10 protein-coding genes are annotated in these 12,654 nt (G+C 66.7%); 3 read left to right on the top strand and 7 right to left on the bottom strand.

The window, feature by feature from the left end:
• Window positions 1-52: 52 nt before the first annotated feature.
• The 5 genes from ligD to C7411_RS00210 form a co-directional block, all read right to left on the bottom strand.
• Window positions 53-2,569: a DNA ligase D gene (gene ligD / locus C7411_RS00230; protein ID WP_110382580.1), complete on the bottom strand. Its 2,517-nt coding sequence runs from the start codon at window positions 2,567-2,569 to the stop codon at window positions 53-55.
• A gap of 238 nt (window positions 2,570-2,807) precedes the next feature.
• Entirely contained in the window at window positions 2,808-3,548 is a 741-nt protein-coding gene (locus tag C7411_RS00225; RefSeq protein WP_110382579.1) for a 3-ketoacyl-ACP reductase, read from the bottom strand.
• A 355-nt stretch (window positions 3,549-3,903) separates the two neighbouring features.
• Window positions 3,904-4,155 carry a hypothetical protein gene (locus tag C7411_RS00220; RefSeq protein WP_165822718.1) on the bottom strand — a complete coding sequence of 84 codons (252 nt, stop codon included), beginning with the start codon at window positions 4,153-4,155 and terminating at the stop codon, window positions 3,904-3,906.
• Between the two features lie 84 nt (window positions 4,156-4,239).
• Window positions 4,240-6,198 (bottom strand): AI-2E family transporter, encoded by a 1,959-nt coding sequence (locus tag C7411_RS00215; RefSeq protein ID WP_110382578.1) that lies wholly within the window; start codon window positions 6,196-6,198, stop codon window positions 4,240-4,242.
• 186 nt (window positions 6,199-6,384) lie between these two features.
• Window positions 6,385-7,035, bottom strand: coding sequence for an MlaC/ttg2D family ABC transporter substrate-binding protein (locus tag C7411_RS00210; RefSeq protein WP_110382577.1), 651 nt, complete (start codon window positions 7,033-7,035; stop codon window positions 6,385-6,387).
• 557 nt (window positions 7,036-7,592) lie between these two features.
• On the opposite strand from C7411_RS00210, the gene C7411_RS00205 reads away from it, so the two are divergent.
• From C7411_RS00205 to C7411_RS00195, 3 genes are read left to right on the top strand one after another with little or no spacing between them, the layout of a single operon-like run.
• Window positions 7,593-7,970 carry a DUF2306 domain-containing protein gene (locus C7411_RS00205; RefSeq protein ID WP_110382576.1) on the top strand — a complete coding sequence of 126 codons (378 nt, stop codon included), beginning with the start codon at window positions 7,593-7,595 and terminating at the stop codon, window positions 7,968-7,970.
• On the top strand, window positions 7,967-9,103 hold the full coding sequence (locus C7411_RS00200) for a sensor histidine kinase (protein WP_110382575.1): 1,137 nt from the start codon (window positions 7,967-7,969) through the stop codon (window positions 9,101-9,103). Before C7411_RS00205 ends, C7411_RS00200 begins: the two co-directional genes overlap by 4 nt.
• Window positions 9,100-9,999 (top strand): LytR/AlgR family response regulator transcription factor, encoded by a 900-nt coding sequence (locus tag C7411_RS00195; protein WP_110382574.1) that lies wholly within the window; start codon window positions 9,100-9,102, stop codon window positions 9,997-9,999. Before C7411_RS00200 ends, C7411_RS00195 begins: the two co-directional genes overlap by 4 nt.
• A gap of 31 nt (window positions 10,000-10,030) precedes the next feature.
• On the opposite strand, the gene C7411_RS00190 is transcribed toward C7411_RS00195, so the two are convergent.
• Both C7411_RS00190 and C7411_RS00185 read right to left on the bottom strand, forming a co-directional pair.
• Entirely contained in the window at window positions 10,031-10,801 is a 771-nt protein-coding gene (locus C7411_RS00190) for an ABC transporter ATP-binding protein (protein WP_110382573.1), read from the bottom strand.
• Window positions 10,792-12,651: a branched-chain amino acid ABC transporter ATP-binding protein/permease gene (locus tag C7411_RS00185; RefSeq protein ID WP_110382572.1), complete on the bottom strand. Its 1,860-nt coding sequence runs from the start codon at window positions 12,649-12,651 to the stop codon at window positions 10,792-10,794. The genes C7411_RS00190 and C7411_RS00185 overlap by 10 nt, the downstream gene beginning before the upstream one ends.
• Window positions 12,652-12,654 lie beyond the last annotated feature (3 nt).

Below are 12,654 nucleotides of genomic sequence, written 5' to 3'. Positions count from 1 at the left end.
TGTTCGGCAGTCGCTTACGCAAAGCGCGTGCCGCCGCCGACCAGCGGTGGTTTCATTTTAGGAGCTTTATCGCCGATGCCAACGATTGCGCCCCCGTCCAGTAATCCGCCCAGGGGTCCTGCTGCTGGAAGCTGAGGTACTCGCGGGCCGTTTGGACTGTCCACTGCGCCCCGCCCTTGAGATCATTCAGTTGCGCCCAGGAGACCGGCATCGAGACGCCCATTGCGGGTCGCGCCCGCGCGGAAAATGCCGCAGCGGTGGTCTGCGCCTTGCCGTTGCGCAGGTAATCGACATAGATCTTTCCGACCCGGTTCGAAGCCCCGGAGGTCGCCGAAAAGCGCTCGGGAATCGTCTTCGCCAGATGCCGCACGAATGCCTGCGAGAATGCCTTGACCGGATCGTAGCCCAGCTGCGGGGCAAGCGGCACGACGACGTGCAAGCCCTTTGCGCCGCTCGTCTTCAGCCAGGCTTGCAGGCCCAGCTCCGACAACAACGTTTGCACCAGGAGCGCCGCTTCCTGAACGCGTCCCCATTTCACGCCTTCGCCTGGGTCAAGGTCGAAGATGACCCTGTCGGGCTTCTCGAGGCGTCGAACGGTTGAATTCCACGTGTGAAACTCGACGGCGTTCATCTGTGCCGCCGACAGCAGCGCGTCGACCGTATCGATGGTCAACAAAGGCGGATGATCCGGCCAGAGACTGCGGTCGTGAGCCGTCAATCCGGGTATGCCTGTTCTCTCGGCATGTTTCTGGAAGAACAGCTCTTCGGCAATGCCTGCAGGCGCGCGGACCATCGTAACGGGCCGGGCCAACAGGTGTGGCAGCATCCGCTCGGCGATACTCGCGTAGTAGCGGACCAGGTCTGCCTTCGTGATACCGGTCGATGGGTCGACGACGCGCTCCGGATGCGTGATCTTCAGCTTCGGCTGCGGCTGGGGCGCCTGCGTCTTTCCGCCTTCCCTTATGACGCCCGTTGCCGGCTTGTCGATTCGCAGACCCCGGAAGGAGGCTTGCCGGATGACACCATCGGCAGTCCAGTCCGCGAATTCGACCTCGGCGACGAGTTCCGGGCGCACCCACCGCTCGCTGCCGGCCGAGCGCCGGGCCCAGCGGCGGGGCCTCGCGACAGCGGTGTCGAATGGTGCCGCATCGACTTCGAGCGGCGCCAGCCGCGCCCACAGGTCCCGCGCGGTCCTGGCGTCCCAGCCGGTGCCGACGCTTCCGGCGTCGTGAAGCTTGCCGTCTGCGTAATAACCCAGCAGCAGGCTGCCGACCTCGCCGTCTTTGCCGCCTCGGCCCGTGAAGCCGCAGATGACCAGTTCCTGCCGGAATCGGGACTTCGCCTTGAGCCACGTCTGCGTCCGCCCCGATTCATAGGGCGCGTCGCGGCGCTTGAGCATGAGGCCTTCGAGGCCCAGGCCCGAGGCGGCCTCGAACAGTTGCGCAGGGGGCGCCTCAAAGTCCTGGCTGAACCGGATGTGCTCGCCGGCATGCGCAAGAAGCTGCGCGAGAAGCCTGCGCCTCGACCATAGCGGCACCTTCCTGAGGTCTTTCCCGTTGAGGTACACCAGGTCGAACAGGAAGTAGACGATGTCCTGGCTCGCGTTGCCGTCTATCGCATCTTGCAGTGCAGCGAAACTGGGAATGCCATCTTCGAGGACGGTAATTTCGCCGTCCAGCCACGCACTGCCGAGCGCAAGCGCTTCGACCTCTGCTGCAAGCGCGGGAAACTTCGCTGTCCAATCCTGGCCACCTCGTGTGATGAGTCGCACCCGGCCTTTGGCGACGCGGGACAGCATGCGATAGCCGTCGAGCTTGGCTTCGGCTATCCAGTTACCCCTTGCGGGTAGTGCAGGCGCCAGGGTCGCGAGTTGGGGCTCGAGTCTGGCGGGCAACGGAGCAGAAACCGCCGCGCCAAGGTCTATCTCCGACGACGCGCTGCTTGCCGGCCTCGCCACCCTCGGCGCTCGTTCCTCGATGAGCCCGAGCGGCCTCGCGGTAACGCTGTCGGGAAGCGCCTTGATGACATCGTAATCGGCAAGCGGCTGCGCCCACGCATCGCGCTTCTTGAACAGCATCCACGGGTCTTGCCTGTCGCCGGGCCTGGATATGCGAACCAGTTCCCAGAGTCCGGCAAGCTTTTCGCCGTGGAGCCGGAAGACGAGCTTGCCGGCAGTCATTCCCTCACGCGGATCGCCGACGGGTTCCCAGGTGCCGCGGTCCCAGACAATCACGTCTCCGGCGCCGTATTGTTTTGCCGGAATCGTGCCTTCAAAGACCGCGTAGTCGACAGGATGGTCCTCCACGTGAATGGCCATCCGCTTTTCCTTCGGGTCGTAACACGGGCCTTTGGGTACGGCCCACGACAGCAGCACCCCGTCGAGTTCGAGCCGAAAGTCGTAGTGCAGCCGGCTCGCCCAGTGCTTCTGCACAACGAAGCCCAGAGGTCCATTTTCAGCGGGCGCGTGGGCAGACAACGGCGCCGGTTCAGGCGTGACATCGAAGTCCCGCTTTTTTCGATAGCGGGAAAGCGGCGGTGAGGGCGGATTGCGGTCGCGGGTCGAGGCCATGACGATAGTCTAGAAAGAACTGTCGCCTGGTGCGTCGCAAACGGAACGCGTGACGCGAACGCTCGCGCCCGCCCCTTCGACCGGGCGAACCGGAGCATTCCCTGTTGCATATCGCCGGCCAGCCAGACCCGGAACAACCCATCGCCCCAGAATACAAAGCGGGAGCCGGCATCCCGCCGCTCCCGCCAGATCACTTCGTTATGCCAACTAGCCCCGCGCAAGGAAGCCGCGGCAACGCTCAGCTCATGTGCAGACCGCCATTGAGCGAGAAGTCCGCGCCAGTCGAGAAGCCCGCTTCGTCGGACGCGAGCCACGCCACGATCGAGGCGATTTCCGCCGGTTCGCCGAGCCGCCGCACCGGAATGCTGTCGACGATCTTCGAGAGGACTTCGGGCTTCACCGCCTTCACCATGTCCGTGCCGATATAGCCGGGCGAAACGGTGTTGACCGTGATGCCCTTGGTCGCCACCTCCTGGGCGAGCGCCATTGTGAAGCCGTGAATGCCGGCCTTGGCCGTCGAGTAATTTGTCTGACCGAACTGGCCTTTCTGCCCGTTCACCGACGAGATGTTGATCACCCGCCCCCAGCCGCGCTCGATCATGCCGTCGATCACCTGCTTCGTGACGTTGAAGAGGCTCGTGAGGTTGGTGTCGATCACCGCGATCCAGTCTTCGTGCGTCATCTTGCGGAACACGACGTCGCGCGTGATGCCGGCGTTGTTGACCAGAATATCGATTTCGCCGACGTCCTTCTTCACCTTCTCGAACGCAGCGGCCGTGGAGTCCCAGTCGGCCACGTTGCCTTCGGAGGCGACGAACTCGTAGCCAAGCGCCTTCTGCTCGTCGAGCCAGCGCGCCTTGCGCTGCGAGTTCGGGCCGCAGCCCGCGATCACCGTGTAGCCATCCTTGTGCAGACGCTGGCAGATGGCCGTTCCGATGCCGCCCATGCCGCCGGTCACGTAGGCAATACGCTTTGCCATAGATCCTCCTTTTGCTTTAGGGGGTAGGTGAGTTGGGAAAGACTCTGGAGGATGGAGTCAGTTTGACGAGCACCATCAAGCCGGGCGATGGGGAAATACCCGTACAGGAAAACGCCTGCCGCAATCCTTCCGTCAGACAGCGTGTGCCGGCCTGCGCACGATGCCGCCGGAGACCCAAATCAGCGTAGCAGCGTCCTTTGGGGGACACAAGGCGATCACGCCCTCGGGCGTGGGCAAAAGCACATAATTACCTGGCATGCCTCAGTAAACGCACGCGCAAAAAATGTGTCTTGCATAACGACACGGCCCGGCTCCATTCGGGGGCCGGGCCGCAAGCACGCTCACTGCAAAGACATCAAAGACCGGCGGCAAGGCGCTCGTCGCCATCCCTCCCGGGCAAACCCGTCACGTATTCGAGCCGCCCCACCGCTTCGAGCAGCGAGCGGCCGGCAATCGTGAGCGAAAGCCGGCGGTGGCCCTGCGTCCATTGCTCGAGCGCAACCAGCTGACGCTCGAGCAGCGTGTCCAGTTCCTGGCGGTTCATGTCGATCTGGTCCGGCGAATGGCGGACCAGCATCAGCGTGGCGAATTCTTTTGGGCTCAGCAACGTTGTCTCCCAGTAACTTTCATGCCGCAACCAGGGGCACAGGGCCGCATATATTCGGGCCTCAATGTGACGCGGGCATGAATGTCACAATTTCGCTCCTGCACGATATTGATCCTGCATATCCGGCGTTGCCGCCCTCTTTTCGGGCAGCCGCGTGTGAGCCGGCACGAGCGCCGCGCCGCATTCCTCCACGAGGTTGCGCAGCGAAGTCGGAAAGAGCGTGCCGGGGTCGTCGGCAATGCCTGCACCGTCGTCGCGCAGGGCCGCGCCGATGCCCACCACGATGGTTGCGTCGGGCGCGCGCTCGCGCAGGCGCCGCACGAGATTGCGCAGATATGGCGCCGACTCGGGCGCATCGAGCGACACCACGCAGATGGCTGGCGAGCGCTCATCGATCATGGCCCCGCGCGTGGCGCGCACCTCGTCGTACGTGGTCGCCGTGCAGGGAATGTTGCGCCGCATGAGCAACTGGCCGACGATCGCCACCGCCACGTCGTCGAACGCGCCGCGTCCGGGCACGCAGAGCACTTCGCCCGCGTCCGGCGAGAGGGTGAATTCGATCACCTTCGCGCCTTCGTCCGCGCCCTCGGCGGCCGCCTTCCTCGCACTTTCCTCTTCGGGTGCGGCATGACGCGAATCGTCTACGGATTCGAGGTCCTCGACGATATCGAGCAGCGCCTGGTTGATGCGCGCGACCTGCTCGCCGGGCAGCACGCCGCGCAAGGCGTCGTTGCGCGCAAAGCGCAGGCCCTCGAACACCACCTGCTCGTAGTAGTCGATGAGCGGCATGCCCGTGAGCAGCCGGTCCGCCTGCAGCAGCGCTTCATGGGGATCGTCGGCGAGCAGGCGCTGGTAGCAGGTTTGCGCGGGCGTGAGAGCGGGCTGGTCGCCGAGCAGGATCGTGAGGAAGTTCAGCCGGTCCACGTAGCGGCCCAGGGTGACGATGCACAGCGTGAGCGGCGTGGAAAGCACGAGCCCCACGGGACCCCACAGCCAGCTCCAGAAGATCGCCGCCACCACCACGGCAAGCGGCGAGAGGCCCGAGCGCTTGCCATAGACCATCGGCTCGGCGAACTGCCCCGCCACCACGTCCACGACGATGAAGAAGATCAGTGTCGTCACGCCCATGGTCCATTGCGGCTGCGTAGCCGCAGCGACGATCGTCGCCATGATCGCCGCGATCCAGATGCCGATGTACGGCACGAAGCGCATGAGCGCCGCCACCGCGCCGAACAGCAGCGCGCCCGGCACGCCGATGCCCGCCAGCCCCAGCGCGATCACCCCGCCCACCGTGACATTCACGCCGACTTGAGCGACGAAGTAGCGCGAGAGCCGCTGCGAGGCGTCGTTGATGGCGGTCGTGGTGCGGTGCAGGTCGTCGGAGCCGAATACGCTGATGAGCCGGTCGCGCAGGTCCTCGCGCTGGAACAGGATGAAGATCGTCACCACGAGCACGATGAAGGTCGTCTCGAGCGGCGCGATAGCCGGGGCAAGCGCCTTTTGCGCCAGCGTGAGCGGCGTGGGCGCGGGCGTATGGATCTCCACGGGCATCGGCTGCTGCGGCTGGTTGCGCGCCGCGCGCCCGCGCGGCTGCGGCGGCGCGGGCGGCGGCGTGGGCGTCACGCGCTGCAGCGCGGTGGCGGCCCGCGACATGAGCGAATCGGCGCGGCCCACGGTTTTTTCCTGCACCGTTTGCACTTTCTGCTCGATCTCTTCCTGATACTGCGGCAGGGAGGCGGAAAGCTGATAGACCTGCGCAGCGATCAGCGCGCCCACACCGGCAAGTGCGAGCACGGTGGAAAGCACCGCAACGAGAATGGCGAGGAACTGCGGCAAATGAAAGCGCCGCAGTGTGGTCACGAGCGGCGCCAGCAGAAAGCTCAGCAGCACCGAGAGCGTAATGGGAATCAGCACCGCGCGCCCGAAGTACAGGCCGCACACCACGACCACGCCGGTAATGACGGAGGCGAGGCTGTGCAGCGTAGGCGGGCTTGGCGGAAACACCCGGTTGCGTCGGCCCTGCGGCCGCAGCGGGAAATTCATGTCGGATCGGGTATCAGCAAAAAAGAGGAACATCGAAGCCGCGCTGGCTCGGGCAAGCGCGCGGCCCATCTATACGCGTGAGGCATACGCACGAGGCGCGCCTCGAAATGGTACAGCGCCCGCGCGCGTGGGGCCCGGCCGTCCAGATTTTCGCAGGTCGCGGGAGGCAGACGCAAAAAACGCGCGTCACTGCGTCTGCGTCTTGCCCGAGACGAGTTCCTGGTTGCGCGCGGTGAGGAACTGGATGAGCCCATCCACGCCGCCCTGCTGGATCTTCTCGTTGAACTGCTGGCGATAGGTCTGGACCAGCCACGCGCCGAGCACATTCAGGTCGTAAAGGCGCCAGCCTTGCGGCGTCTTGTACAGGCGGTAATCGATTTCGAGCGGATTGCTGTTGGTCTGCGCGAGCGTGCGCACGACGACGTCGGTATCGCCGGGCGAGCTGCGCATGGGGGGATAGTCGATCTTCTGGTCAGGCTTCAGTTGCGCGATGGCGCCCGAGTAGAGATGGATCAGCAGCAGCTGGAACTGCTGCTCGATCTGCGCTTGCTGCTCGGGCGTGGTGGTGCGCCAGTGAGGCCCCATGGCGAGGCGCGTGGTGCGGCGAAAATCGACGTACGGAAGAATGTCGCGGTTGACGATATCCTGGATGCGAGCGATGTCGTCCGGCGCGATGGCCTTCGTGCGGACTTCGTCGAGCACCTGCTGCGTGGCGGTCTTGATGAGCGCCTGCGGGTCCGACTGGTCCACCTGGACCGATTGCGCAAACGCCGCCGTAGCGGGCAGGAACAAAAGACACCACGCAACGAGCGCGGTCATGCGGAATAACCTGGTCATCGATATCTCTGGGCAATGGCGGGAGCGGCGAGCGGGCGCGAATCCGGTGAGCCGGCGACACCGGCATCACGGCGCGTGGGCGCCGCAAGCCCGGCGCTTCGCGCACGCACGCCAGCGCTCAGTCTAGCGGGTCGGGCGCACTCAGGTCGGATCGCTGTGCGGCTCGTGGGCGCGGACCGGATTGTAATGGGGCTCCTGCGAAGCAAGACACATACCATGCCACGGCGCTACGCCCGGCCCCGCCCGCGCAACGCCCGCACACCCGCGCGCGCTTGCGCCCTGTAAAAACTACAAGCGGGCTACGGCAACGCAGAGGGGGACCACACTCGTCAGGCCCGGCAGCCGTTGCGCAGGCAAGCGGGCACGAGAACCACGTGCAATCGAAAGCGCGCCGCCGGACTGAGCGACGCCGTGCGGTCCGCCTGCCCACCGTTCGCGCCACCCAGGCCCCATTCGCGCCCGTTTCCCCACGCTTCGTCGCATCCCCCTCGCCCGCCTGGCCCCCACTCGCCACACTGCAGACATCGCCCCCGCTCGACCCGCCAAGGAGAGCCAGCATGTCTGCCATCATTGCTGCGCACGTCGTCGCCGCAACACTTTCTGTCATACTCGGAACCGCCGTCATGCTGGCCGAAAAGGGCAGCGCGCGGCACAAGTGGCTCGGCCGCCTCTGGACGCTGACGATGTTTGCCGCCGCGCTCAGTTCGTTCGACATCCGCGAGTTGCATCCGGGGCATCTGTCCTGGGTGCACGGTCTGTCGCTGCTGACGTTCGCCAGCGTCGGGCGCGCCATCTGGGCGATCCGCCACGGCAACGTCCGCGGCCATCGCCTCGCGATGCGCGGTTCGTTCTTCAGTCTCGTCGCTGCCGGTCTTGCCGCCGTCGCGACGCCTCACAGGCTGCTCAACCTCATCGTCACAAGCTGGTTCGCATGATGCCTGGCACGCACGTCGAGTTTCCGAACGCCGCCGCCCGCCTGCCGGCGCCGGCGGCCAGCGTCCTGCTCGCAGGGTTCGCGCGCGAGGGCGTGATCGTCGTGACCGGCAATACGCTGATTGCCGTCGCGCTCACCGCCGCGGGCGTTCACGAGCGATTCATCGACAACCTTGTCTTCAGCCAGGCAATCGGGCTTTCGATCATGCTGCTGCTCGACGTCGGCCGCTTTTATCTGCAACGCCACAATGCGCTCACCGGCCCGCGGCTCGCCCTCGCGATGGTGCTCGCCATCGTGCTCGGCGCGGCGCTCGGACGCGGCATTGCAAGCGTGGTGCTCGGGATCGGCCTGCGCCACGCGTTCGCGACGAAGGATCTCGCGCTCACCGGCTGGATCGCGCTCACCGCCACGCTGCTCGTCACCTGGTATGGCTGGTCGCGCACGCGCATTGCCGAGCTGAGCGAACAGGTCGCGCGCACGGCATGGCAGAAGGAAACCGCCGAGCGCACGGCGCTCAGCGCCCGCCTGCAGGCGCTGCAGGCGCAGATCGAGCCGCACTTTCTCTTCAATACGCTGGCAACGCTCGACAGCCTGATCGCGTCCGACCCGCCGCGTGCGCGCGAGCTGCTCGCGAGCCTCAACCGCTTCCTGCGCGCGACGCTGGAGGCCTCGCGCGCGCAAAGCGAAACGCTCGCGGTGCAGTTCAAGGTGCTCGACTCGATGCTCGCCGTGCACGCCATGCGCGTCGGCCCGCGCCTCGCCTACGCGCTCGACCTGCCGCGCGATTGCGCCGACCTCGCGGTGCCGCCCATGCTGTTGCAGCCGCTCGTGGAGAACGCGCTCAAGCATGGCATTCAGGGCGCGCTCGAGGGCGGCCGAATCGACGTCGGCGCACGGCGCGACGGCGAGCAAGTCGAGCTGAGCGTGACCGATACGGGCCCGGGCTTCGGCGCGACGCCGGGCACCCAGGGCGCGGGGGTCGGGCTCGTGAACGTGCGCGAGCGGCTTGCGGCGCTCTATGGCGAGCAGGCGTCGCTCACGCTGATCGAAAACGTTCCGCATGGCCTCGTGGCGCGTGTCCGGCTGCCGTTGCGCGATACCGTTGGCGCAAGCGTGCAGGAGTCCGGATCATGAAACGCCAGACGCCTGCCGATGCGGCGCAGCACGGCGATGCCTCGCTGCGCTCGCCCGACACCCCGAGCGCGCTGATCGCCGAGGACGAGCCGCTGATCGCCGCCGCGCTTACGCGCGAACTCGCTGCCGCGTGGCCGGAATTGCGCATCGTGGCAACAGCCGGCAACGGCCACGAAGCCATCGAGCGCATCGGCGCGCTGGCGCCCGACGTCGCGTTCCTCGACATCGCCATGCCCGGCGCGACCGGCCTCGATGTCGCGCGCGCGTGCGCGAATCTCGCCGCGCCGCCGCAGATCGTGTTCGTGACCGCCTACGACGCCTACGCGCTCGAAGCCTTCGAGGCCGCGGCCATCGACTATCTGCTCAAGCCAGTGGAGACAGCGCGGCTTGCCCGCACGGTGGAGCGCCTGCGTGCACGGCTCGCGCAATCGGCGGCGAACGACGCCGGGCCGCGGCAAGTGCAGGCAGATCTGCAACGCGTGCTGCGCCAGCTGGAAACGATCACCCAGGACGTTCGCGAAGCGCGTGCCGGAGCGCGAGCGGGCAATGCCGATAGCGCCCCGCGCGCCGCGCCGCTGCGATATCTGCGCGCGTCCAGCGGCAACGACATCCGCATGGTGCCGGTGGAAGAGGTGTTGTACCTCGAGGCCGCCGACAAATATGTCGTGGTCACGACGCGCAGCGGCGAGTTGCTGATCCGCACGAGCCTGCGAGAGCTATGCGCGCAACTGGACCCGGCGCGCTTCTGGCAGGTTCACCGCGGTACGGTGGTCAACGTGGACCAGGTGGAATGCGCCTCGGTCAGCGCGATCGGGAAGATGACGTTGAGGCTGCGCGGCCACGCGGGCGCCCTCGGCGTGAGCCGCCAGTACGCACACCTGTTCAGGCAGATGTGACGCGCGAAGCGCGCATTTCACCGAGCAATGCCTAGACGGCGCCTCCTTCCGCCTGTGCACTGCCGCCGAGATACGTTGCCCGCACCCGGTTGTCGTTGGCCAGCTCATGGGCCGAACCCGCGAGCGCCACACGGCCGCCTTCCAGCACATAGGCGCGGTTCGCAATGCGCAGCGCCTGGCGCGCGTTCTGCTCCACGAGCAGCACCGCCGTGCCCGCGTGGCTGATGCGCGCGATCACTTCGAAGATCGCGCGCACGAGTTTGGGCGCGAGTCCCATGGAAGGCTCGTCGAGCAGCACGAGTTTTGGCTTGAGCATGAGCGCGCGCGCAATCGCGAGCATCTGCTGCTCGCCCCCGCTCAGCGTGCCGGCGAGTTGATCCTTGCGCTCGCGCAGCCGGCTGAACGTTTCGTATGCCTGAGCAATGCCCCGGTCGAGCGCGCCGGCATCGCGCCGCAACAGGTAGCCGCCCAGACGCAGGTTCTCCTCGACCGTCAACCCGCCAAAAATGCGCCGCCCTTCCGGCACGTGCCCGATCCCCAGCGCGACGATGCGATGCGACGGCAGCCCGACGAGCGCCTGCCCCTCGAACGCAATGCTTCCGCCGCGCGGACGCAGCAGCCCGGAGACGGTACGCAGCGTCGTGGTCTTGCCCGCGCCGTTGGCCCCAAGCAGCGCGACGATCTCGCCCGGCCCGACATCGAGCGAAACGCCGTGCAGCGCTTCGATGTTGCCGTAATTCACGCGCAGGTCGCGCACGTCGAGGAGTTTGCCGGCCGTGTCTAACCCCGTGTCTAACCCCATAGCGACTTCTCCCCGTCCGTGGCGTCGGGTCCGTCGTCTTCGTCTGCCGTGCCCAGGTAGGCGTCGATCACCACCGGGTCGTTCTGGATCTGCGCGGGCGTGCCCTGAGCAATGATCTCGCCATGATCCATCACGACGATGCGGTCGGACACGCCCATCACGAGCGCCATGTCGTGCTCGATCAGCAGCACCGTCACGCCCAGGTCGCGGATGCGGCGGATCTGCGCCATCAACGCGTGCTTTTCGGTCGGGTTCATGCCCGCGGCAGGTTCGTCGAGCAGCAACAGGCGTGGCTGGCTCGCCAGCGCGCGGGCGATTTCCAGCCTGCGCTGATCGCCATACGGCAGGTCCGAGGCATATTCGCTCGCGCGCGCACCGAGCCCCACGAGATCGAGCCAGCGCTGACCGAGCGCGCCGTGCGCGGCCGCCTCGGCGCGCGCGGCGCGCGTGCCCGCCAGCTCCGCCACGAGGGCCGTGTGCAGCCGGTGATCCATGCCGATCAGCACGTTCTCGAACGCGCTCATATGGTTGAACAGACGGATGCCCTGAAACGTGCGCGCGATGCCGAGATGCACGTTGCGATGGGGCGCGCCGCCGCCGAGCGGCTCGCCGCGCCAGACGAGGCGGCCGCCGCTCGGGCGGATCACGCCCGTCAGGCAGTTGAAGACCGTGGTCTTGCCCGCGCCGTTCGGGCCGATCAACGCGAGAATCTCGCCGCTGCGCACCTGGAACGTGATGCCGCCGATCGCGCGCACGCCGCCAAAGCGGCGCTCGAGGTCATGCACTTCGAGCAGGGTTTCGCGCGCAGCGGCGGCTTCGAGGCCGCCGCTATCGGCGAGAGAGACAGCCGCCTCGCTTTCCTTGCCCGCCGCTTCCGCTGCTTCCGCTTCGTGCGCCACCGTCTCTTCCTCGGGCCGCGGCGCGGCGCGCCTCACGCGCGCGGGCCACAGTCCCTGCGGGCGCAGCAACATGAGCACGACGAGCGCGACGGCAAAGCCGAATATCCGCCACAGGTTCAAAAAGCGCAGCATTTCCGGCAGCCCCGCGACGATCAACGCGCCGAGGATCACGCCGGGAATGCTGCCGCGACCGCCCATCACGACGACGATGAGGATCGTCACCGACTGCAGATACGTAAATGCCGTGGGGTCGATCGTGCCGAAGCGCGCGGCGAAGAGACTGCCCGCGAGACCGCCGATCAGCGCGCCGATCACGTACGCGAGCATCTTCACGCGCAAGGTCGCGACCCCGACCGCCTCGGCGGCGGCTTCGTCCTCGCGGATGCTGGTCCATGCGCGCCCGAGGCGCGAGCGTCCGAGCCGCACGGCGAACACCAGCACGACGATGAAGAACGCCATGCCCAGCACATACACCGAGCGCGGCGAGCTGAACTCGAAGCCGAACAGGCTCGGCGGCTCGATGCCGTAGATGCCGTTCGGGCCGCCGGTAATGTCGAGGTTGGTGGCGACGATGCGCGTGATCTCGCCAAAGCCGAGCGTGACGATGGCGAGATAGTCGCTGCGCAGGCGCAACGTGGGATAGCCGATCACGACGCCGGAAGCCCCGGCGAACGCGAGGCTGAACGGCAGCGTCGCCCAGAACGAGAAGTGCAGCAGCGTTTCGAGCAGCGCCGTGGTATAGGCGCCAATGGCGAAAAACGCCGCGTAGCCGAGGTCGAGCAACCCGGCATAGCCCACGACGACGTTCAACCCGAGGCCCAGAATCGCGTAGGTGATGATGGTCAGCCCGACGTCGACGATATAGCCGCTCGCGAACTGGGGCAGCGCGATCGCCAACGCGATCAGCACGCCGGAAACGACCCATGAGGTGTCCGTGGCCCGCGCGCGCATGTC

The sequence above is a fragment of the Paraburkholderia silvatlantica genome (genome assembly GCF_003096715.1).
Classification (GTDB): domain Bacteria; phylum Pseudomonadota; class Gammaproteobacteria; order Burkholderiales; family Burkholderiaceae; genus Paraburkholderia; species Paraburkholderia silvatlantica.
Note: the sequence above shows the minus strand (reverse complement) of the source record. Positions and strands in the feature narration are given on the sequence as shown.

Bases quoted from the DNA above. Each gene is read 5' to 3' on its own strand.
- ligD (WP_110382580.1), bottom strand. From the start codon at position 2,569: ATGGCCTCGACCCGCGACCGCAATCCGCCCTCACCGCCGCTTTCCCGC.
- C7411_RS00225 (WP_110382579.1), bottom strand. From the start codon at position 3,548: ATGGCAAAGCGTATTGCCTACGTGACCGGCGGCATGGGCGGCATCGGA.
- C7411_RS00215 (WP_110382578.1), bottom strand. From the start codon at position 6,198: ATGAATTTCCCGCTGCGGCCGCAGGGCCGACGCAACCGGGTGTTTCCG.
- C7411_RS00210 (WP_110382577.1), bottom strand. From the start codon at position 7,035: ATGACCAGGTTATTCCGCATGACCGCGCTCGTTGCGTGGTGTCTTTTG.
- C7411_RS00205 (WP_110382576.1), top strand. From the start codon at position 7,593: ATGTCTGCCATCATTGCTGCGCACGTCGTCGCCGCAACACTTTCTGTC.
- C7411_RS00200 (WP_110382575.1), top strand. From the start codon at position 7,967: ATGATGCCTGGCACGCACGTCGAGTTTCCGAACGCCGCCGCCCGCCTG.
- C7411_RS00195 (WP_110382574.1), top strand. From the start codon at position 9,100: ATGAAACGCCAGACGCCTGCCGATGCGGCGCAGCACGGCGATGCCTCG.
- C7411_RS00190 (WP_110382573.1), bottom strand. From the start codon at position 10,801: ATGGGGTTAGACACGGGGTTAGACACGGCCGGCAAACTCCTCGACGTG.
- C7411_RS00185 (WP_110382572.1), bottom strand. From the start codon at position 12,651: ATGCGCGCGCGGGCCACGGACACCTCATGGGTCGTTTCCGGCGTGCTG.